Genomic DNA, 22,311 nt, shown 5'->3' on the forward strand with positions numbered 1-22,311 from the left:
TTAGTGCAAAATCTGGTCAATCATCCGGTTCGCTTGCGAACTATAACCGCCGCCAAATAAATTAAAGTGATTCAGAATGTGATACAGGTTATATAGCGTTTTTCTCTGCTCATAACCTGCATCTAACAGAAATACCTCGTTGTAACCTTTGTAAAACGCTGCTGGGAACCCACCAAACAATTCTGTCATGGCGATATCAACTTCTCTATCTGCAAAATAAGTTGCTGGATCGAATATTACTGGTTCCCCCGACGCAGTACACCCAGCATTTCCGCCCCAGAAATCGCCATGTACCAAGGAAGGTTGCACTTGACGATTTGCCAACAATTCAGGAATCGCTGCTAATAACTTATTTTCTTTAGGGAAATTACCTCCCCGCCGCCTTGCTAATTGAAATTGATAACCCAGGCGATGTTTAACATAAAATTCCACCCAGTCTGCTGTCCAAGTATTAATTTGGGGTGTGGAACCAATGGTATTGTTAATTTTCCAACCAAAATCTTGACTAATGCTATTTTTATGCATTACCGCTAACTTGCGTCCCATTTCTTGCCATGAATTGCTGTTACCGCTACCAAGTTCTAACCATTCCAAAACGATGTAACTAGAATTATCAGCAGTACCCCAGCAAATTGGTTTGGGAACGCGAATACTAGCTGTTGCTAGCATTTGCTCTAAACCCAACGCCTCAGCTTCAAACATTGCAACTTGGGATGCTTGGTTTAGCTTGAGGAAGTAGGTTATCTCACCATTGGAAACAGCATAACCTTGGTTGATGCACCCACCACCAACCGATCGCCGTTGGTGACTTTGAAATTTTTCACCAGTCACCTGGCTAATATGGGTGTCGATTTGAGTCCACATAATTAAATTGGGGAGTGGGGATGGGGGAACAGGGGACAAGGGGACAGGGGGAGATGAGGGAGAAGAATTAATAACCAATGAGAAATGACAAATGACAAATAACTAATGCCCCATTCCCCATACTTAATTTACGGCTTGACAATAACTACACCATAAGCATCTGGAGATAGATACTCTTTGGCTGCTTGCATCAAGTCTGTTGCATCTTGGCTCTGAATAATCGCTGGGTAGTTAAAAGCGGGTTCCAAATCTCCTACCAAAGATTGATAATAACCATACAACCCAGAGCGTTCGCTTGGTGTTTCATTACCAAATATAAATCTGTTGGCTACTCGTCGCTGCACACGAGCTATTTCTGATTCTGTTACCAACTCTGTTTGTATTTTGCCAATGTGTTGAGCGATCGCATTCTCTACAGCAGCTAAATTTTCTACTGCACATTTAGCTGAAATATAAAATGTCCCTTGCAGCTTGTTGCTCATATTGCTCACAGAAATCGAAGAAACTAATCCCCGTTCTTCTCGTAAATCCCTCACTAATCTTGATGTCCGTCCGTGTCCCAAAATTCCAGCTAAAACATCCAATCCATAGGTGCGATCTAACTGAGTCATTCCTGGAACCCGCCAAACCATTACTAGCCTTGCTTGTTGCAGACTTTCATCGATAAATTCTCGACGAACAATTTCTGTAAATGCTGATTCAGGATTCAGTGGGGAGTGGGCAGAGACACGATTAATCGCGTCTGTACTGGGGAGTTGGGAAGGTGGGGTCTCCTCTGGGGATAAGGGGTAATGAGGAATGGCTTTTGTAAATCCTTCTGCAACAGTTGCAATTAATTCTTCCACGGGCAAATTGCCCACAGCTACGGCAGTAATTGACTGGGGTTGATACCAATTAGCATGAAAATCTCGCATCTGCTGGGGTTTAAGTTCGGCAATCACCGATTCTGGCCCCAATACTGCACGGCGATAGGGTAGATAATCAAAGGCTGTCTCCATCGTCCGCCGAAATGTTCGACGTTGGGGATTATCCTCTGAACGCTTAATTTCTTCCAAAACTACCGATCGCTCACGTTCAAAGGCATCATCAGGAATACTCGCATTTGAGACTACATCTATTTGTAGTGGCGCAAGCTCGGCAAAGTCTTTGGGTGCAGTAGTTATATAGTAATGAGTATAGTCCTGGCTAGTAGCAGCATTGGTGACAGCACCCCGCTCTTCAATTCGACGTTCAAATTCGCCGCTAGCTAGTCGTTCTGTTCCCTTAAAAATCATGTGTTCTAAAAAGTGAGCCATGCCGTTAATGGCATCAGGTTCGACAGCAGAACCAACTTTAATCCACAAATTGAGGTTTACGGCTTCAACTGGCATTTGCTCGGCAATGATTGTCAAACCATTAGGCAACTTGTGCAGCGTCGGAGCATTGATACAGGGAAATTTCCGCAGGGTTGAGGTCATTGCTACTTGTGTGTGAGGAGCATGTTACTCTCTTATCTTATCTACGACTTCAAATAAGCACTGCGATCGCTTCTCCTGTCAGAGACGCTTTAGAAGAAAACCACGAATGTGGTATTGATTCAAGTTAGAGATTTTGTCAGAAGACGACCATCCAAAACCAGGCTAAGTTGCCCATTGGCAAGAATGCTAGTTCCTTGGATATAAGCAGCAACTGAGATTGCTTCCCCCAGAGGATGAAGAGCAGAAGATTGCTTGCCGATGATCCAATCTACTTCTAAAGCACATCGTTTGTCTAAGTAACGAAATATTAATAACGGCTTATCCTGCTTGAAAGCATTGAGTGTATCTGTGCTGTAAGTAGTAATTGAGGTGGGAAGGTGGTTAGGACAAATCAGCACATCAGTCAGTAAGTGGATAGGGACCAGCATTTCTGTTGTTGGATGCTGGCGATCGCCACCAAACAAGCCACTAGTGCCAGAAGACTGCAAAAATAACATACGTCCCGCTTGAGTTTGGATAATTTGTTCGGACTGGGATAGACAAATCTGCTCTACAGAATCGGCAAGAAATGCATAGATTCTGGAGTTAGCTTGACAAACGATAAGTTGAGCAATTTTTTGATCGAGGGGAATTTGGAGCGAGAAGGCTGTACCATGTCCAGCTTTAGACTTCAATACTATTCTTCCCTGAATAGCAGTTAATTGCTTGCAAACCTGAGTTAATTCTACTCCTAACTCTAAAGCAGCACGATCGCCTAAAACAGATGAAACCTCTGGTTCAAGTACCAGCTCGGTCACTTGTAAGATATCCTCTGGTTTTATCAGGTCAAGTCCTTGATCTGAAGCTTGTTGATAAATTTGAGATAAGTTAAGTCCTGCGCCATCATCACAGCCATCAACGATCAGTTGATTTCCCTGCTGGTAAACTTGAATTTCGATGATACCTCTGCTATTTTTACCAAGATGTTGGCGTGTTTGGGAAGACTCAATACTTTGCTCTAGTAAATAGCAACTTATATGCAACAAAAGAGCATGGAGGCGATCGCTAAACGCCCGATCGACTTGAATATCGCTAATTTGTAAATGTAGTGTAGCAGACTTATCTTGTAAAGCTTGTAACTGAGACCAAAGCCGATGCAATGGTTCTAAGGCTACTCTTAAAGGAATAGTTGTGACTGTTTTGACTAAATTGGCAGAATGGTTAATTAACTTTTCCTGCTGTATGAATTCTTGTTTGAGTTGATGATGATTGTGATTCAAGGAATGAACAGTTGATGCCACCTGAGACGCTTCAGCCAAAACAGATTGCAGAGTACTGTACAATTGCTGAGAGCGAGAAGCAGCTAGAGGAGAAAGGGTATCTGAAATTGCTGCTAAACGTCCTGACCATTCCTGTAAATTATCCAGCAGGTGTTGTAATCGTTTAACTTGTCGGAGCAACTGCTTGATTGTCTGTTGCTGTTGTTCTTGCTGACAGCCTTGCTGATTATAGTTAGTTAGTAATGTTGCAACCAGCGCGTTTAGTTGTTCGAGATGATTAATATTGATAGGTATGGCGGTTGGAATACTTGTTGCCACAACTGTATGAATAGATTCTTGTAAAGAGAGTGAATGGCGATCAAGAAAAGATTTAAATAGAGATGTTTCAGTAGGCGGGTAAAAATCCCCCAACCAAGCATGAAAATCTCCTTCCCCATACTCCTTTGGGTACTCTTCAACAACTCCTTCTTTTTCAAAGATGCGATCGCCAACGGACAACGCCAGTTCCCCTACCTTAGCGGGAAACTGCTCAGTATCTACGTGATAAAAGCTACTAGGCTGGGCGTTAGTTTCACTTATTAGTTCCCTGTCAAGACTTTCTTCGTCTTGAATCATAACTTGCTCTGGTAGAGATGTAGAAGATTCTACCTCCGCCAAGGAATCGCCAAACTGGATAACTGGTTGATGTTTTTGCGGTTGCTCTTTCGATGTCTCAAGGTTTGTTTCTTGGGGGATGATGCTTTGTTGGCGATCGCTAAACTCTGCTTGTAAACGAGCAACAATGACAGACATACGCTCTAGAATTTCTACTTCCTCAATTTTCGAGGCTGTTAAAAATGCCATCAGCAGCATTTGTAGGCAATCTAATCCTTCCGACAACAGGGAGGCGATAGAGGCGTTGACAGTTGCCTGATACTGATGCAGCAGCTGAAAAATCTCTTCTAGTGCAGCTGCAACGATGGCAATGGCATCTAGTTCAGCTGCTATGGCAATCGAATGCAGAGAGCTGGCAGCTTCCATGAGAGCCAAAGCTGTACCGGGGTTACTGTTTTTTGTATAGTTAGGCAACTCCTGCTCCAAGAACAGCAACAAATCGATCGCTTCTTCTAAAAAGCGATCGTCGTTCTGCGGTTGGGGGACAAAATCGGTACTCATGAACGCAACTCTCAGTTTCTATGGGGTTTGTGACAATTTTATGGCTTCGACATTGATTTGAGGGTACAAGCAGCGATATCGGCGATCGCTTTAAATTGCTCGTGGATTTGCGCGATTGACTCCAGCCCTGCACTGATTTGGCGATCGCCCGGTTCGATAGCAGAAGCAACGTCTGCTGCTGTCACCTGAAGTTCTTGGAACCATTCCTCTATATTTAGGGTGCTTTCACGGGCTTGACGGGCGAGAATTTCCACCTGTTCGGCAGCAGCTAGCAAACCTCCTTCCTGGTGGCTAGTTTTTGTGGCTTCGATGGTTGTATTCAAAGACAAAATCTGAATTTTGCTACTCAAGCCTTCCACAAGACGAACAAAGCCAGAAGCTTGCTGGCAAAATTCACCCAGGTATTGCAGCTGTTTATTAGTAATAGCAACAGTATCTTGAATACACATTAAATGCTCATTGGCGAACTCGGCGATTCTTACTCCCGCTTGTACAGCCTCGCTCACCTGCTGAAATGGCAATAGGAACTCAGACCGATCGCAGGATTCAGCCTTTTGAGGAGGCGATGACAACTGTTGAGCAAGTGGAGATACTATTTCAGCCGAGTGCAAGTTAATTGTCAACATCATTCCGACTTGTTGCAGCAAACTGCGCTCTGCTTCCTGCCATTGTCGCGATTCCAGACAATGATGAAGAACTAACAAACCCCAAGGCTGTTGTTTGACAATCAAGGGCAAGCACAAGCTAGCTTGCACCTGAAAGCGTTGCCAAAATTTCTGTTGGCGGGGAGTTAGTTCTAATACTTCAGCTAAGTTGTGGAGCGAGTTTTCTCCGTCGCCAACATCGGTAGTAACAAACAAATTTATCGGTAGGGATTGGTTAAGCAAGGATGTCCAACCCGCTTGTATAGCTTCAGCGATCGCCCGAGAGCGATTATCTTCCTCAAAACGATAAATCAGGACGCGATCGGCACTGAGAACATCTTGCAGGGCGGTGACTGTAGCCTCCAAAAGTGCGGTTTCACCTTTTGCCTGCTGCATTTGCCGAGCGATCGCCGTAAGTTGTTCTCGCTGGAGCACAAAAGCTTCTCGAACATTGTCATCATTGTCAGTGGGCGAATCCTGAGTCAAAGCTTGGATAAAAGCTTCGATTTGACTCACCTTCTCCTGCAATTGAGCGACCTTTGGCCCTTTAGCAGATTGAAAGACTGCTTTGACTACAGCCACATTAGCCAAAATTTCTTCTATCTGGATTTCATTTTCAACAGGCTGGGTTTCAGAATTAGGGTCTAAGGTTGCGATCGTCACGGAAAACTCCTTGGCAGCATCAAGTTAAATCAGTGGGTTTGCCATTGCAATGTCTGGGCGATAACTTTGGTGTCTAAAATCCAGCGATCGCCTGGCAGAATACCTTGAACAAAATTTAGTAGTTTGTCTGGGGAAAAGTCGGTTGGTGGCGATTGTGCTGGCTGTAAATCCTGCCACTCTACATCGTAGATATGAGCGACCAAAAACCCGATTACCTGATTTTGCAGTTCGAGAACCATAACCATTGGCTTTTCTAGTCGTGACTGCCGCTTCAAAAGCGGTGCATAACCAAGCAAATGTTCCAAATCAACCAGCCGGAGCATCTGTCCTTGCCAATTATAGAAACCTAAAATCCAACTTGGTAAGGCCGGGGATGGGGAAATTTCTTGGCTAGCGAGATGAATAACGTCCAGTACTGAGTGGAATGGTAGTAATCCACTTCCTTGAGCGCCCAAGGAAAAACGGAGAAATCTTTGCTGTTGTTCGCCTGATGTCATCCCAGGAGCCAAGGTTGAGGTTATTCCAGACAACCCCAACTTATCAGCTAATATCTGGCTCATGCCTAGAAGAAGTACTTTGAGTGGTTCTTCGTTTGGTGCTACAGATAAAACAGCCATGTGGCTAACACAGCTTAACTTTGCCACTTGCCGATAAGACCAAGGCACCGGACGCACTGCTGACAAAGGAATATCGATTAAGGCAGGGGGCTTGTCTACAGGAATGCCACAAATATCTCCAGTCCGCGTTTGAGTCAGAAGTAAGAAGCGCCCTGAAGTCTCATCTCCAGAGAAAACTTGGTGCGCCTGTTGGGCTTCTACTTGGGGAATCAACTTTTGGCGCAAGTCCACAATCGCGATCGTTTGCGTTCCTAAATCAACCATGCCGATACCACCTTCAACCGTACTGCTAATCGGTGGACAAGCAATTACTTTGAGAACTGCACCAACTGGCAAGGCAAATAAATAATCTGCGATCGCAAAAACAACGACTCGCAATGAGTCGCGTTCGTTCACAGTGCCAGATAATCGCTTAAACGGAAAGGGAGTGTTAAGCATAAAGACTAATTCGTATATTCGTAATTCATGAAGAAGGGGAAAGGGGAAAGGGGAAAGGGGAAGGGGGAAAGGGGAAAGATTTTATTATTTTAATGACTGATTTATGGATTGAATTTGATTAGATAGCATACGGCTCAACTCTATAGCCTGATTAGAAAGTTGTGTATAAGTTGGTTGGTCTAAATAGCCCACTTCTAACGCTACTCTTAAAAGACTGCGAACTTCACCAGCAGACCCTTTAGCAATATTTAGAAAGTTTAAGTATTCTTTGCGAGAATATCGTTCAAATCCTTCTGCAATATTTGTAGGTATTGATACGGATGCACGTCTTAACTGATCTCTTAAACCAAAGTCTTTACTCAGTTCACCTTCCTTAGTCCTTAAGTATATTTGCTTAACTAAGTCAATACCTTTTTGCCATACTTTTAAATCCTCAAAAGTTTCAATTTTTTTCCTTTCCATTTCTTCCCTTTCCCCTTTACCCTTTCCCCTTTCCCCTTTCCCCTTATCTTAGTGACACTCGGCTAAGGAGTATTAACCAGTTCGGCAATCGTGGCTAGGAAGTTCTGTTCTGAATAGGGTTTGGTCAGGTAAGCTTTTGCCCCTAGAGCTAAAGCTAATTGGCGGTGCTTTTGTCCGCTACGGGTAGTCAGCATCACCACAGGAATCTCCGACAAACGCTCGTCTTGGCGACGGTGTTCTAAAAACTCAAATCCATTCATCTGCGGCATTTCAATGTCACAAATCACTAGATCGACATTACCGTGTTGAAGCATTTGCGCGATCGCCTCTCGACCATCGCCTGCTTGCAACGCTTGATAACTGGCTTTCTGGAGCGTCTGCACCAGACTTTGCCTTTGTACAACCGAATCTTCCACCACTAACACCGTCAGTTGGTTAGTTTGAGCAATGGCTGTATTGACTTCCATTGGCTGTTGCTGCTCTTGCGTTATAGTTTTTGATTGCTGCTCCTTGAGAGCAAGAACAGGCTCAGGCATGGGTAATAGTGCCAGACTAGATGCAGGGGAAGTTGGCATCATATCTGTCTCCCAGGTTTGCCGAACTAACTCCAATGGATCAACGACTGAGGTGAGGCTACCATTTCCTAACACACTGTAGCCTTGGATGTAACTAGGTAAAGTCAGGACGCTGCCGAGTGATTTAATTACTAATTCCTGCTCGACTAAAATTTGATCGACTTGCAAACAAAGATATTGATGCTCTGTTTGTAACAACAGCAGAGGTTGGACGGTATTCCGTTGTTTGACTGGAAAAGGACTTAGAGTTAAATTTTGGTCTTGGGTGAGTAAAGGATATTTGTAATCCAGCAAATTGGCTAGTGGGCGGATGGGAACTAATTGCTGACTTTGCCCTTGTTCCCACTGCCAGAATTTTTCGCTGCCTTGCCCATGTAAAGATTGTTGAACTTGAATCTGCTCTGGCTTTGGTAATAAAACCTGGCTAATTCCTTCAGACAGCAAGGCATAAGTAATACCTTGAGATTGACAAATGAGCAAGCGTGCTGTTGTCAAGCTCAGGGGCAATTGCAGGATGAAGGTGGTTCCTTGCCCTGAAAGCGATCGCACCACAATCGAACCTTGTAAAGCTCGCAATTGAGTACGAACGACATCTAAGCCGATACCACGGCCAGATAATTCACCAATCTGATTGGCGGTAGAAAAGCCTGGTTCAAATAATAATTCTGCCAGTTGGTCTTGTGAGGCGTAGGCGGCTTGTTCAGCACTCAGCAGGTGTTTTTCTATTCCTCGCTGACGAATCGATTCCCAGTTTAAGCCTCGACCATCATCGCGTACCTCAATAGTTGTGCGGTTGCCTTGATGATAAGCTTTAATTGTAATTGTTCCAGTTTCTGGTTTACCCTGCTGGCGACGGGTTTCTATCGGTTCGATGCCGTGATCGAAGGCATTGCGAATCATGTGCAGCAAGGGGTCGTACAGCTGCTCAGAAATAGCTTTATCCACTAGTACCTTCGTACCGCCAAGCTTGAGTTCAACAGGCTTGTGATAAGTTGCTACCATCTGTTGCAGCAGCCGGGGAAATCGATTCAACACTGTTCCTAGTGGAACCATTCTGGCTTGCAGCAAATCTTCTTGCGCTCCTGAAAGCAGTTGCTTGCGCTTTCCGAGACTGAAGCGAGATTGCTGAACTAAAGCATTAAAAGCCTCAATCTGTTCTCCTAATTGCACCATGTCTTTTGTAAGATTTTGCAGGAGAATGTGCAACTCGCTATAGGTATCCATTTCTAAGGCATCAAAATTAGATTGTGCCTTGGCAGTTGGAACTGAGCGTAGAGATCCATGTATATGTCGCTGCTTGCGTTCGGGAAGCAGCAGATGTCGATCCGACCAAGTAGAAACTTTACTAAGTTGTTGTTGACAATACAAAAACTGTAGTATAGTGTCTCGAGCTGCTTTGTCTATGTGATTAGATTGCAGGTTTTGTTGGTTTTCATTGATTAGCAATTCCCCGATTGTATGGCTGAGACGATCAAGTTGTTCTATCGCGACTCGGATAGTGGGAAGCGATGGCGATGACTGAGCTTGGGGGCTTGGTGCTGGTGGAGAGGCTGGGCTATCTGAGTCTAAGTATCGGCAGGATGTCTCTGGATCTCCGATCCAAATTGACTGTAAAATCCGATCTATGGCAGAGGGAACTACTACCGAATCCTGAGAAATGGGTTCCAGTACCTCTGGTGCTTTCGGTAGGGAGTTATCAGTTCGCTTCGGGAAAAACGACCAAATTGATTCTGATTCGCTCGCACTGAGGATAGGGGATGGCTTATTCTCAGTTGTAGCCGTTTCTGTGGATTGGATAGCAATTGAAACTGGCTGCTTTTGCGGCTCTGGGACAGGAGTAGTTAGTCCTGCCCATTCTTGCAATTGTGGAGATATTTCTCCCCCTTGAGTGCGATCGCCTGCAAGTACAGCTACTTGAGCCGCTTGGAAATTTTCTAAAGCCACCTGAGCGATTTGCAGTACTTTGTCTGGATGCGCTTTGAGCGCGTTTAGGGTCGCTTGGGCAATTTCTTCCAATCCAGATAAGCTATAAGATGCTGCTAGTTCAGCAAAAAATTCTGCTTGGGAGTTGAGTGTTGTTTGAATTTGTTGCGAATCTTGGCTTTCGATGTCAGCTGCAAGTTGTTGCAGATCCTGGAGTATGCTCCCGGAAAAGATTGACTCAACTACATCAAAGCCAAGTTCTTCCGAACTGGGAAGCGGAGCCTCACGACCAAAAAAGTCGCCTAGTTTATCTTGGAGTTGGGCAAAGATTGAGGCAGTTCGATCGAGTACTTCTGACTCATTGCAAGATAAGCCCATCAAGGTTGCACTCAATGGCGTTCGCAGGCACTCATAAGCATCTAGAAGCAAAGCACCCAATTCTGGATCGATTTCCAATTCTGGAGCATATAACGCCTGGAATACGTCTTCCAAATGATGGGCAATTGTCTTAATCGTTTCTTGCCCAAGACTGGCAGCACTTCCTTTGAGAGTATGGGCGCTTCGCATCAAGGCGTGAACTTTTTCTATTGTTTTTTCATCGAGTAGACCGATAAGATTCTGCTCAATGGTTTGCAACAACTCTGCTGCTTCAGCCAGAAAAGCTTGCTCTAACTGCTCTTGATTACTGAGATCGAGGTTCATAACAGTTTTGGGAGATTAGTCAACTTTGAACTGGCTAACGCTGGTTTCCAGTTGTTGTGAAGTCGTCAGTAGTTCCTCAAAAGACTCGGAAATGTGGATGGCACTTTCTGAAGTCTTGCGGGCGATCGCCGAAACATCGCTCATCGCCTCTGTCAATATCTGAGATTGTTGACTTTGAGTGGAAACTGCTTGAGTAATTCCTTGCACCAGTCCGCCAATTTCGTTGGTAGCTGCCACGATCGCACTCAGGGAATGACGAGTCTCATCAATCAATTTCGAGCCTTGGACAACTTGGCTAATCCCTACTTCCATTGCTTGGGTAACTTCGTTGGTTCCACTTTGAATTTCTTCCACAAGTCGCTCAATTTCTGTGGTGGCACTAGCTGACTGATAAGCCAGGGAACGAACTTCATCTGCAACTACTGCAAAGCCTTTGCCATACTCTCCGGCACGGGTAGCCTCGATCGCTGCATTGAGTGCCAGCAAATTAGTTTGAGTGGCAAAGTTTTCAATTAGGCTCACTACTTTCGAGATTTTCTGAGAAGCTTCACCAAGGCGTTTAATCTTCTTCGCTGTTTCCGACACGGTTTCCCGAATTTCCAAAATACCGTCTACGGTTCTTTCCATCAAGGAATCGCCAGCTTGGACGGTGTTATTAGCTCTTTGAACCGCCTGTCCTACTCTTTGGGCATCAGCAGCGACTACTTGGGTGGAAGTTACCATCATTTGTAATTGTTCGAGAGCGCGTTCGAGCCGTTCTACTTGCTGTTGAGCTTGGTCGGATAGTTTCACTACTGAAGTAGTGTTACTGCTAGAAGTTTCACTCACCCTGCCAGCAGCAATCTGCACTTGTCTGACTAAATCTCGCAAACTTTGGATTGTAGTGTTGTAACCATCAGCGATCGTCCCAATTTCATCTTCAGATAGGGGCGCTCGAACCGTGAGATCGCCCCTGAAGGATGGTTCCAAAGCCATGAGAACGCGGATTGCTCCTTGTTGCAGTTTTTCCCGCGCGGTGCGTTCGCGCTCTGCTGCTTCTGCTAGTTGCTGCTCTTGAATACGCATTTGTTTCAAGTACTCTGCAAGATTGAGGGCAACACCAATCTGGACGCTAGTTTGGTTAAGAACATCTTCCTCGGATTGCTCCCACTGGCGCGGTGCGCTATTTTGATAAACTCCCATCAACCCCCATAGCCGATTTTCTTGAAAAATCGGAGCAATCATGTAGGCTTTAGTTCCCCACAGTTCTAACAATTGAACGTGACATTCCTCATGACCGACAGTATAGATATTGTCAACCCGCAAACTTTCTTTGCGGACATAACGCCCTCCTTTGTTGTACTGGAGATAGGTATCTCTCACTTTGGCAAGGCTAGTTCCCACTAGCTTAGGCCAATCCCCACTCACAGACTCAACTACAAATTCTCCAGACCAATCAGGGTCAAAACGGTAAACTCCAACTCGATCTGCTTTGAGTAATTGCCGAAGTTCATAGGTGGCAAACTGGACAAATTCCAGAACATCACCATGACTTTGGGCCATCTCTGTCAATCGACTTGGTAGGCGATAGGAAAAGCGGGCGTTTGCTACTTCCCGTTCTGCCAGTTTTATCAGTTCCTCATTCTTGCTTAAGGTTTGTTGTAAGTATTGCGATTGCTGGACGGCAACCCCAAACTGCGTGCCGATTTTCGCTACCAAGTTGACTTCATTCTCTTGCCATTGCCGCGGCCCATCATTCTGATATGCTCCTAACAAACCCCAGAGATGGTTTCCGGCAATAATCGGGGTGATGATATAGGCTCTAACTTGGAATTGCTCTAGAATTTTCAAGTGGCACTGGGCATGACCAGCAGTATAAACGTCATTAATCACAAACGTCTCGTTATTGCGATAGCGTCCGCCTTGGGTTTGCTGTAGGTGTTCGTCTTCCCATACAGTCTTGATATCGGGGCCTACCAAAGCTATCCATTCACGATTTACGGATTCAGCAATAAACTCCCCACCCCAATCTGGATTGAAGCGATACACTGCGAGGCGATCGCATTGCAATTGCGATCGCAATTCTGGTAGGGCATTGCGGAAAATCGTATCTAGCTCTTGAGCTTGGCGAATTTTTTCCGCCAGCTTTGTCAATGCTCGTTCTCCTTCGGCGGTTCGCGCTAACTCAGCATTCTTCGTTCTCAGTTCTTCGATGTACTCGGATTGCTGCACGCTTAACCCCAACTGAATGCCCAATTTGGTCAGCAATCGCACCTCCTCGGAATTCCACTGGCGCGGCCCGCTATTCTGATAAGCTCCTAACAAACCCCAAAGTTTGTTTCCAGCAAAAATCGGGGCGATGGTGTAAGCTTTAACCTGGAACTGCTCCAGCAGGTCGATGTGGCACTGGGCATGACCAACAGTATAGATGTCATTGACGACAAAAGTTTCATTATTGCCATAGCGTCCGCCTTGGGTTTGCTGGAGGTGTTCGTCTTCCCATACGGTTCTGATATCGGGGCCAACCAGAGGCACCCAGTCACTTCCTACAGATTCAGCAATAAATTCACCACTCCAGTTAGAGTCGAAGCGATATATTGCTAGGCGATCGCATTTGAACAACTGCCGCAATTCTACCAAGGTAGTGCGGTAGATTTTTTCTGGCTCTTGAGAATGACGCACTCTATCCGCCATTCGCGCCAGCGCGTTTTCTATTTCAGCTACTTGGGTCATTTCTATATTTTTTAACCGTAGCTGTTCGATATATTCAGCTTGCTGGACGGCAATGCTCAACGGTTCGGCGATTTGCAACAAAGTACCAGCCTCTTCTTCAGTCCATTTGCGAACATCAGAATTTTGATAGGCTGCTAACAAACCCCAAAGATTACCAGCGCGGAAGATGGGAACAATGATGTATGCTTTGGCTTGGAACTTCTCTAATGATTCTAAATAGCAAGGTGAAAAACCAGCTGCATAAATATCGTTGACTTTGCGAAAGCGCGTTCCTTTGGCGTATATTCCACCCTGCGTTTCCTTCAGATAGGTATCGGCATCAGGTTTTATAGGGGAGCCATAATCCTTAACATTGCAACGTTCTGAAGATATCAGACCTGTTTTTAAAATGCTATCTTGTTCCTGCATCTCCAACAGTGACGACCAACCAGCAGCTATAGATTCAGCGATAATTTCTCCACTCCAGTCTGGATAAAATTGATAAACGACAACGCGATCGCATTTTAAAAATCGCCGCAACTCTTGGGTTATAATGCGGAAAAGGGTGCGAATATCCGTTGCTTGTCCAATCTTTTCAATGATGCCGAAAACAGTACGTTCTCGTTCAACAAGTTTGGCTGACTCCTCAGAGCGGTTATAAAGTTCTTGCTGATATTGCAACTGTTGAATAGCAATACTAGACAAAGATGCAACCTGCACCATCAGTCGCACTTCACTATCTTTCCACTGACGAGGCTGAGAATTTTGATAGGCAGCAAGCAAGCCCCACAACTGTTCTCCCTGGAAGATGGCGACAATAATGTATGCTTTGGCTTGATAAGTTTCTAAAACTTTGATATAGCAGTCAGAAAAACCAGCACTGTAGATATCATTAGTGACTCGATAGATTTGTCCGCGATGGAAAGTTTTGCCTTGCGCGTACTGAATATAGCTATCCGCACTGTGCGATCGTCCTGTTGTCCCAGCCAGTCCTCCTTCGTCTGCCAGGTTCCTAACACTGCAATAGTTAACGTTCTTGACAATTGCTGGGTTGTTTCGCTGTTCTTCTAACAGAGAAACCCACTCAGATCCAACAGATTCAGCAACAAATTCCCCACTCCAATCTGGCTGGAAACGATAGATTGCCACGCGATCGCATTTTAGTGACTGTCGCACTTCTTGGCTGGCAACGCGAAAGATGGTATCCAAATCTTTGGACTGGAGAATTTTATTGGTTACACCGACAAGGATTTGGTCTTTTTCTACTTCTTGTTGCAAAGTAGCTTGAATCACAGCAACTTGCAGTTGTACTTCTAATTCCTGAGCGATTAATTTTAGTAACCGAATTTCAGCATTCTGCCACTGACGAGCAGCAGTGCATTGCTGCACTACCAACAAACCCCAAACCCCATCTTTTGCTAAGATCGGCAAACTCAAACAAGCTCTGATCTGAAACCGATCCACGAGCTGCTTTTGGTAAGGAGACAAGCTGGCAGTGTAGGTATCCGCGATCGCTGCTAATTTTTCTTGTTGATAAAGCTTGGCAGAACCTAACCCAAAAGTGACGGCGGGCAGTTTTTCCTTCAGCATTGGCGTAAAGCCATCCCTCATCGCCTCCGCAGCAACTATCCCCAGCGTCGGATTCGTAAACTCATATAGCACCACACGATCGGCTTGCAGGGCGCTTTGTACCTCCATGACAGCAGTGGCAAGCAAGGTCTCTAGATCGGAAAATTGGCGGATTTTGCTGGCGATCGCTTGTACTTGCTCTACCTCTAATCCATCTCCTCCATCTTGATATGGCAACACATTTACTAGTTGTTTTAACTTGCGGATTCTGTCTCGCAATGGCCCTGTTTCGACCCAATCAGCTTGATCCAATTCTGATCGCAATTCTTCTATAGTGGAGATGATTTGCTGTTTTGCTGGTACATCAACGGTATGCCCGTTATCGGTGTCCTTATGACCGTTGCTGGAATTTGAGTGTGGTTGACTGGGTGTAAGATTGTGTTGCGTTATCATAATCTTTCTTGCTATAAACGTTGTCGGAGTTAATAAGTAAAATACAGAGCGGAGGCTAATTACTTTTCTAAAACGGCTTTAGCGTCCAGAAGCCCTTGGCGTTGGGTAGGAAGCTCTGAACTTTAAAGAGGCTGAAGGGCTTGAATCACAACATGGGTGTCGAGTAACATCAAAGGGCTACCTTGAGAATCCACAAAGTAACCCTGCAAGAACGAGCCTAATCGGGCGGGTAACATCGATGCCGAAATTGCTAACCGCTCTTGGGGATCGTAAACTTCAATGGTATTGACTTGCTCCACCAACAGCCCGACAGTTTGATTCTGGACTTGAACAAGCATCGCCATGCCAGAGTTACGTACATTTTCTTGCCGACACCAGTGTGTTGCTCCCAACAAACCTGCTAAATCAAGAATCCAGATAGCTTCTCCCCGCCAATTCATTATGCCTAACAAAAATTCTGCTACCTGGGGTACTGGTAAAATCTCGGTGAGTGAAACCTGAATTACTCCCCGCAAATCAGCTAGTGGAAGTAACCCATTTACCTTTCCATTCAACGGAAATCTTAAAAACCTCTGGTTGTTTCCTGGGGAAGAGTTTTCAAGTCGAAATTGGCTATTAATGGGTAGTGAAGAAAAGCTATCATTGACCTGTACCATTGCCCCAATTTCCTTTAGCGAATAAATTTACTAACAGTCTGGAGCAAAATCTTTTCATCTACAGGTTTGATTAAATAGCCATCAGCACCACTCATAGTGCCCCAAGTTTTATCAACATCTGTGTTTTTAGTTGAGCAAATCACTACCGGAATTGCTTTTGTTATCGGATCGGCTTTCAACTTGCGGCAGAACTCAAATCCACTTTGACCTGGCAAAATCAAATCCAGTAGGATCAAATCAGGTTTTTGTTGTTTTAACCTCAGTTGAGCTTCTTCACCACTGCGAACTTCATAAACTGAATATCCTCCTTGCTCCAGGTAACGTGTCATCTTTTCGGATTCTGCAAGGCTATCTTCAACTAAAAGAACTTTTTTCATTTTTTCCTAACTATTTAATTTAGAATTTGAAAAATGATTGCGATAAATTAATTAACACTAACCCAGATGTAAAAAGCAATTTTCGAGGCAAAATATGTTTTGGAAATGGGTGTAAAGGAGCCACCGATATAACTACTGCTTCAACTTAAACGGTTAAATACTTGTGAAGCACACTAAGTACTTTTTCTGCCTCTACGGGTTTACCCAAAAAGTCTGTTGCCCCGACTAATTTTGCTCGCATCCGATCTACGATTCCATCTTTCCCAGTTAAGATCACAACTGGCACATTTTTGAGAACTGGAGTTTTACGGATTTGAGAACAGATTTCATAGCCATTCACTTTTGGCATCAAAAGATCCAAAAAAATGAAGTCGGGCTTGCTTTTAATTAGTTGTAAAATTGCTATCAAAGACTCTTGAATGCCAACAAAACGATAACCTTGATGGGTGATAATTTCCTCCAAACTGTGACAGATCGTCAGACTATCATCTACACAGGCTACTAAAGGTTTTGAGATATCAATAATTGCTTTGCTAGCTGCTGGAGGAGCAACTTGTATAACAGTATTCTCTTCTGTCTTTAGTGAAGAATTGGAATTATTAACTGCACTGGACGGACTGACAAATTGTTTGCTAGCTGCTGGTAAGGCAACTTGTATAATAGTGTTCTCTTCTGTCTTTAGTGAAGAATTAGAATTAGGAACTGTACTGGACAGGTTGCCAGTTTCTTTACTAGTTGCTGGAGGAGTAACTTTTTTAAAATTAGACCCAACTTGTATAACAGTATCCTCTTCTGTCTTTAGTGAAGAATTGGAATTATTAACTGTATTGGACGGGTTGCCAGTTTCTTTACTAATCCCAATCTTCCTGAAGTTTGGGATGGGTGAAAAAGCGATCGCTCCTGCTTTTACCAATGGTATCAAGAACCGGGTTAAAGCTAAGACATCCCGACCGCTTTTTTGCCCTAGACCTCGTAAAGTTTTTGTTCCATCAACTACAGAAATAATTTGTTTAAAGGATGTTTGTCCTGGGAGTAGCTCTATTTGTTGAATGACAGGAAATAAATTGGGCGAGTAACTAGCTAGTCCCGCATCTCGCCATTCTTGCCAGGCTTGTGTAGCCTGTTTCAAGACTTCCTCAGTTGGTATTACAGTTAGGAGAAACCCAGGAACTTCACCAACAACGGTAGTATGTGACAACTGCCCTGCTGGATTGTTGCCATTTCTTTTGGCTTCAACGTACTGCATGATATCAAACAGGACTTCAGCTAGTAAGCTTGTAATCAGGTTAACAAGTTGTTGTTGTTCGATTAATTTTTGTTCTCGCAACTTAGCAAGAATGCAATATTCGCGATAATTTTGCTGGGGAGAGACAAGCCATTCCAACTGTGTCACATCCAGATTAGAACAGTACTGCGACAAGTGTCGTCGCCATCGCTCATCAGCATTAGAACCGCCAGCCTGCCAAATTAATCGTCCTAAACGAAAATATAGCGTCCAAGTCGGCCCATCCCTGGCTTCAAGATTCAGCCTGCCTGTGAATAATTTAGTTTGAAGTTGGTTGATCAATTGATTCACAATGGATCGCACCCCTTATATATCTTGAATTTGGCATTTTCTAATTAGAAGTAAGTTATCTATATTACTTTTGCAATGTTATATATATTGAGAAAATTGCTTGTCAATACAGACGTTAAAAAGAAAGATGGAAATGTTGAACACTACAAAGCAAAGACCAGCTTTAATGCTTATCGATTGTATACAGCGATCGCCCAGCTGCTAGTCTGCATAAAAAATCAGCTTGAATTAAGTTTGTCAAGAAATTGCTTGTTGCCGAACAAAGTATTGGCGATCGCGTTGTTCTAGTAGCCCTTGCTTAATTGAGGAGCGCAAGATATCTATCGTTTGCACCCGGCTTAAGCCTATCACCTCTTCAATTTCGATCAAGGTAGCTCCTTCAGCTTGCTGAATGTATTGCAACACTCTAGATTTAACAGCATCTCCATTCAAGGCAGGTACTTTCTTAGTTATGGTATTGACGCTAGGACGAAAACCAGTGGCTTTAATTGCAGAACGGGAGATTGCCAATTTTGGAACTGTTGCAACTAATTTCTCTTTTTCAGCAGGAGTTGGGGAAACTGCTTGTCCATTACTGGAATCTCCCCAAACACTGTCATGTAAAAGTGCCCGGAAATTTTGCAAATCTTGGAATAATGTCTGAGCCTTTGCTGCCCGCTCTTGGCGGTATTCTTGCTGGCGTTGCCAGACATCTGTTTTCAGCTGCAATATTTCTAATTCCCGTTCTGCAATCTCTTGCTGAAATTGCTGCTGTTGTAACTTTCTGTTATTGTGAAGGTTGGTAACAAAATTGCTCAAGTCTTGATGAAGTAAATCTGCTTGTAGCTGAAGTTCTTGTTTAGTTAGCTGTTTCCACTGGTTAACTTGTTGACGGCGTTCAGCAGTTATTTGCAATCGTTGCGATCGCTCTTGTTCCCATAAATTCTTGAGAGCCATCAGCTGAAATCTCCTTTTTGTTAACTATAAATATTAAATAGGAGCCATGAGGACTCCCTTTTTCTAATCTGGTGTTAAGCAACAGATGGAACAGCTGCCTGAGATGTTAAACCAACTGCTTCGGCATATCTTAAGTAAGTTTCAACTGAAGCAATCACAATGCGAGCTTCAATGGATAGCAGTTCAATACCAACTAAAGAAACACGCACCCAAGCATCAATTACAATTCCTTTGTCTAAAATGCGGTCAATAACTTCAGCTAGACTCGAAGATGAGTTAACTTTTTCAACAGCCATTTTACTTTCCTCACATAACTCTAATTAGTGGTTTCATCTTGCTCTGATGGAGCAGTAGGTAAAACTTACACAATGTGTTTTGTTCTTCCTGAATTTAGTGTTCCCAAAAATATCAGATAAATATAAGAAAATAAAAAAATCCTAAAAAGTTAACAATATATTTTTTATAAAAAATTAAATAAAAAAATCATCTTATCTTTATTGTTTCTTTGAAAATTTCAAATATCATTTTTTATAAATTTATATAAGAGTATTTTTCAGAAAGTGATAGGGTGGTAGAGGTTCGCTCAGTGCCAATTGCCAGTGCGAGCATTGTATCTGCCAGAGAGAAAACTGCTGCGTACTGAGCGTTGAATCGTTGCGCTGTGCCAAAAAGTGGATTTGCCGCACATCTGGCTTTTGAGTTTCACAGATAACATTTGTATATGTTTTGAGAATTAACTGGTTCAAGAGTTCCCACTGTTGACATTGTTGTACTTGAAATACTTGCTGTGTTTGGTAGCGTTGTTTTTTAGCTAATAAATAGGCTTTTCCCTTAGCATCAATAGTGTCAGACTCATCAAGCAAATCACAGGGTGTAGCTTTTAAAGTGTACTCAACTTTGTCTCTTAGCTGAGTTAGGGTTTCTAGATATTGCTCTTGATGCTTTTCTAGATGATTCAGCAGTTTTTCTACAGAGGTAAAACCGTTACCAAAGCGTAAGGGAAGAAGGGGAGTTTGTTGAAAGAGTTCTCGAATTACGCGATCGTGGTTCAATACAGCTTGAAGTAAACGCTCATCGTTTGCTTGTATTGCCTCTAGGAAGATTTCTGGCTCTACGATCGCAGCTAAACCAGAAGAGTAAACGATTTCAATATTCCTTTCCATCCCTAAAGGTAAAACAAGGGGTGATGCGATCGGTACTAAAAGAGCATAAGCGTATATTGACATAAGTAGTAGGTTGGCGTAAATGTTTATCGTTGAGACAAGGCAGGTGGCAGAGGGCGGGAGGTAGATGGTTTTAGTTAAATTTACTTTTAGTAATATAGTTTTGTTTATTTGCACCGTTCTATTTAAGCAGCTTCCGCTCTGAACTTCTGCGTTTTTTCAAGTAAGCTATTCATGCCTAGTTTTGGCACAATCAAGCATGAAAATTCTTACCTCTTCCTCCTGCCTTCTGCCTTCTGCCCTCTATTCAGATTGGTGCTGATTAGCAAGCATTTGGTATGTAACTTGGAAATCATCATTTGTAATCTGAATCAGGCTGGAGTCGCTTAATCCTTGGGCGCGGTACCGACGAATTGCGCTTAAAGCAGCTTGATTGCTCAACAAAGCCAAGTCTGCGCCATTCCAACCTTCGGTAACTGTCGCCCAGGTTTCTAAATCGACATCAACCACGGGACGATCTAGATTGTGAACTTGTAAAATCCCTAATCGGCTGGCTCGATCTGGTAGATCGATTTTAATTTGTAAGTCCAATCTTCCAGCTCTGAGCAAAGCAGGATCGAGGGTTTCTGGACGATTGGTTGCTCCTACTAACAGTACTTTTGGGCATTCATGCAACCCATCCAATTCGGTGAGCAGTTGACCAACAACGCGGTCGCTAACTCCAGAATCACCACTAAATCGTCCCCGTGCTGGTGCTAAGGTATCAATTTCATCTACAAACACAACGCAAGGAGCTGCTTGTCGAGCTTTGCGAAACAGTTCTCTAACTGCTTGTTCTGCGGCCCCTACCCATCGGCTGAGTAATTCCGGGCCATTCACAGCAATAAAATTGGCTCTAGCCTGGGAAGCGATCGCTTTTGCAAGTAATGTTTTTCCCGTTCCCGGCGGTCCCCACAACAGAATCCCACGGGGAGGCTTGGCTTTGGTTTGCTCGTATAGTTCGGGGTAAAGAAGTGCGCCCTCCACAGATTCTTGAAGTTTTTGTTTAACATCATCCAAACCACCAATGTCATCCCAACTGACACTTGGTATTTCAACTGCTACAGTCCTGAGAACTGAAGGTTTTATTTCCTTAATTGCTTCGAGAAAATCCTGCTGCATGACAGTCATATTCTCAGGAATGGGACTGTTGAGCGAGGGGACTTGACGGCGAAGGGCAATGTAGGCTGCTTTTTGACAAAGAGCTTTGAGATCAGCACCGACAAAACCGACAGCCAAATCGGCGATCGCTGCTAAATTAATCGAAGTCTCTAAGGGCATAGCACTTGTCAAAATCGTGAGAATTTCCAATCGTCCATCGCGATCGGGAACGCGAAAATGAACTTCGCGATCGAAGCGTCCCGGACGACGCAGCGCCGGATCGAGATAATCAGGACGATTTGTTGCTGCTAATATCAGTACGCCCTCGGTTTTAGCAAACCCATCCATTAATCCAAGCAACTGCGCCACTAATCTTTTTTCAACTTCACCCTCTACTTGGCTGCGATCTGGGGCGAGACTGTCAATTTCATCAATAAATATCAGACAGGGAGCAGAACGAGTTGCTTTCTCAAAAATGCTTCGCAAACGAGCTTCTGCTTCCCCGTAATACTTGCTCATCACCTCTGGGCCATTGATGGCAATGTAGTTTAACTCTAACTCTTCTGCCAAAACACGAGCTGTTAAAGTTTTTCCTGTACCGGGCGGGCCAACTAGCAAAACTCCACGCGGAGGCTCTAACCCTAATTTCACTAATAAATCTGGACGTTTAAGGGGAATTTCGACTAACTCTCTGATTTCTTTGAGAACATCAGCCAAGCCGCCGACATTCTGCCAAGAAGCTTTTGAGTTCGTCCGAGGTGATGGGGGGGTGACATCAGCATCATCCATTGATGTAGCTGTATTGGTGGAATTGGATTGGACTCGGCTGGAATTACTTTTTCTGGGAATATTGCCTTGCCGGGGAATACTACTAAGATGATGAGATTGAATTTGAATAGAAGTTTTTAACTCTCCTTTCTCTACTTTTTCTTCTAAAGCTTTGGCAATTTCTAATAGTTGTTCAAATCCTTTAAATATATCGTCCATTGAT

15 protein-coding genes are annotated in these 22,311 nt (G+C 43.9%); all 15 read right to left on the reverse strand.

The genetic code is table 11. The annotated features are described in order from the left end of the window. The 15 genes from V7K79_RS17855 to V7K79_RS17925 all read right to left on the reverse strand — a co-directional run bounded on the left by V7K79_RS17855 (window position 1) and on the right by V7K79_RS17925 (window position 22,307). Window positions 1-864 carry a fructosamine kinase family protein gene (locus V7K79_RS17855; protein WP_335049337.1) on the reverse strand — a complete coding sequence of 288 codons (864 nt, stop codon included), beginning with the start codon at window positions 862-864 and terminating at the stop codon, window positions 1-3. 128 nt (window positions 865-992) lie between these two features. Beyond that, on the reverse strand, window positions 993-2,321 hold the full coding sequence (locus V7K79_RS17860) for a M16 family metallopeptidase (RefSeq protein ID WP_335049338.1): 1,329 nt from the start codon (window positions 2,319-2,321) through the stop codon (window positions 993-995). A 119-nt stretch (window positions 2,322-2,440) separates the two neighbouring features. Continuing rightward, on the reverse strand, window positions 2,441-4,735 hold the full coding sequence (locus V7K79_RS17865; RefSeq protein ID WP_335049339.1) for a hypothetical protein: 2,295 nt from the start codon (window positions 4,733-4,735) through the stop codon (window positions 2,441-2,443). Between the two features lie 38 nt (window positions 4,736-4,773). After that, on the reverse strand, window positions 4,774-6,042 hold the full coding sequence (locus V7K79_RS17870) for a GAF domain-containing protein (RefSeq protein WP_335049340.1): 1,269 nt from the start codon (window positions 6,040-6,042) through the stop codon (window positions 4,774-4,776). 29 nt (window positions 6,043-6,071) lie between these two features. Next, entirely contained in the window at window positions 6,072-7,097 is a 1,026-nt protein-coding gene (locus tag V7K79_RS17875; RefSeq protein ID WP_335049341.1) for a chemotaxis protein CheW, read from the reverse strand. An 84-nt stretch (window positions 7,098-7,181) separates the two neighbouring features. Then, window positions 7,182-7,559: a four helix bundle protein gene (locus V7K79_RS17880; RefSeq protein WP_335049342.1), complete on the reverse strand. Its 378-nt coding sequence runs from the start codon at window positions 7,557-7,559 to the stop codon at window positions 7,182-7,184. Window positions 7,560-7,621: 62 nt separating this feature from the next. Further along, window positions 7,622-10,759, reverse strand: coding sequence for a hybrid sensor histidine kinase/response regulator (locus tag V7K79_RS17885; protein ID WP_335049343.1), 3,138 nt, complete (start codon window positions 10,757-10,759; stop codon window positions 7,622-7,624). Between the two features lie 15 nt (window positions 10,760-10,774). Next, window positions 10,775-15,472, reverse strand: coding sequence for a GAF domain-containing protein (locus V7K79_RS17890; protein WP_335049344.1), 4,698 nt, complete (start codon window positions 15,470-15,472; stop codon window positions 10,775-10,777). A gap of 122 nt (window positions 15,473-15,594) precedes the next feature. Further along, the gene (locus V7K79_RS17895; protein ID WP_335049345.1) at window positions 15,595-16,128 is read right to left on the reverse strand and encodes a chemotaxis protein CheW; all 534 of its coding nucleotides are present in this window, start codon (window positions 16,126-16,128) and stop codon (window positions 15,595-15,597) included. Window positions 16,129-16,142: 14 nt separating this feature from the next. After that, window positions 16,143-16,505, reverse strand: a complete 363-nt coding sequence (locus tag V7K79_RS17900; protein ID WP_335049346.1) for a response regulator transcription factor — start codon at window positions 16,503-16,505, stop codon at window positions 16,143-16,145. A 145-nt stretch (window positions 16,506-16,650) separates the two neighbouring features. Beyond that, complete coding sequence (locus V7K79_RS17905; RefSeq protein WP_335049347.1) at window positions 16,651-18,081, reverse strand: response regulator; 1,431 nt, start codon at window positions 18,079-18,081, stop codon at window positions 16,651-16,653. Between the two features lie 237 nt (window positions 18,082-18,318). Beyond that, window positions 18,319-19,017: a gas vesicle protein GvpC gene (locus V7K79_RS17910; RefSeq protein WP_335049348.1), complete on the reverse strand. Its 699-nt coding sequence runs from the start codon at window positions 19,015-19,017 to the stop codon at window positions 18,319-18,321. Between the two features lie 74 nt (window positions 19,018-19,091). Then, window positions 19,092-19,313 carry a gas vesicle structural protein GvpA gene (gene gvpA / locus V7K79_RS17915; RefSeq protein WP_335049349.1) on the reverse strand — a complete coding sequence of 74 codons (222 nt, stop codon included), beginning with the start codon at window positions 19,311-19,313 and terminating at the stop codon, window positions 19,092-19,094. 240 nt (window positions 19,314-19,553) lie between these two features. After that, window positions 19,554-20,243: a GvpL/GvpF family gas vesicle protein gene (locus tag V7K79_RS17920; RefSeq protein ID WP_335049350.1), complete on the reverse strand. Its 690-nt coding sequence runs from the start codon at window positions 20,241-20,243 to the stop codon at window positions 19,554-19,556. Window positions 20,244-20,483: 240 nt separating this feature from the next. Next, window positions 20,484-22,307: an AAA family ATPase gene (locus tag V7K79_RS17925; protein WP_335049351.1), complete on the reverse strand. Its 1,824-nt coding sequence runs from the start codon at window positions 22,305-22,307 to the stop codon at window positions 20,484-20,486. Between the last annotated feature and the right edge of the window lie 4 nt (window positions 22,308-22,311).

Origin of the sequence: Nostoc sp. (assembly GCF_036917575.1) — a bacterium.
In the GTDB taxonomy this organism is placed as follows: Bacteria; Cyanobacteriota; Cyanobacteriia; order Cyanobacteriales; family Nostocaceae; genus Nostoc.

What these genes read in the sequence shown, in the direction of transcription:
- V7K79_RS17860 (WP_335049338.1), bottom strand. Translation starts at nt 2,321, where the DNA reads ATGACCTCAACCCTGCGGAAATTTCCCTGTATCAATGCTCCGACGCTG.
- V7K79_RS17885 (WP_335049343.1), bottom strand. Translation starts at nt 10,759, where the DNA reads ATGAACCTCGATCTCAGTAATCAAGAGCAGTTAGAGCAAGCTTTTCTG.
- V7K79_RS17925 (WP_335049351.1), bottom strand. Translation starts at nt 22,307, where the DNA reads ATGGACGATATATTTAAAGGATTTGAACAACTATTAGAAATTGCCAAA.
- V7K79_RS17855 (WP_335049337.1), bottom strand. Translation starts at nt 864, where the DNA reads ATGTGGACTCAAATCGACACCCATATTAGCCAGGTGACTGGTGAAAAA.
- gvpA (WP_335049349.1), bottom strand. Translation starts at nt 19,313, where the DNA reads ATGGCTGTTGAAAAAGTTAACTCATCTTCGAGTCTAGCTGAAGTTATT.
- V7K79_RS17880 (WP_335049342.1), bottom strand. Translation starts at nt 7,559, where the DNA reads ATGGAAAGGAAAAAAATTGAAACTTTTGAGGATTTAAAAGTATGGCAA.
- V7K79_RS17910 (WP_335049348.1), bottom strand. Translation starts at nt 19,017, where the DNA reads ATGGCTCTCAAGAATTTATGGGAACAAGAGCGATCGCAACGATTGCAA.
- V7K79_RS17920 (WP_335049350.1), bottom strand. Translation starts at nt 20,243, where the DNA reads ATGTCAATATACGCTTATGCTCTTTTAGTACCGATCGCATCACCCCTT.
- V7K79_RS17865 (WP_335049339.1), bottom strand. Translation starts at nt 4,735, where the DNA reads ATGAGTACCGATTTTGTCCCCCAACCGCAGAACGACGATCGCTTTTTA.
- V7K79_RS17900 (WP_335049346.1), bottom strand. Translation starts at nt 16,505, where the DNA reads ATGAAAAAAGTTCTTTTAGTTGAAGATAGCCTTGCAGAATCCGAAAAG.
- V7K79_RS17895 (WP_335049345.1), bottom strand. Translation starts at nt 16,128, where the DNA reads ATGGTACAGGTCAATGATAGCTTTTCTTCACTACCCATTAATAGCCAA.
- V7K79_RS17875 (WP_335049341.1), bottom strand. Translation starts at nt 7,097, where the DNA reads ATGCTTAACACTCCCTTTCCGTTTAAGCGATTATCTGGCACTGTGAAC.
- V7K79_RS17890 (WP_335049344.1), bottom strand. Translation starts at nt 15,472, where the DNA reads ATGATAACGCAACACAATCTTACACCCAGTCAACCACACTCAAATTCC.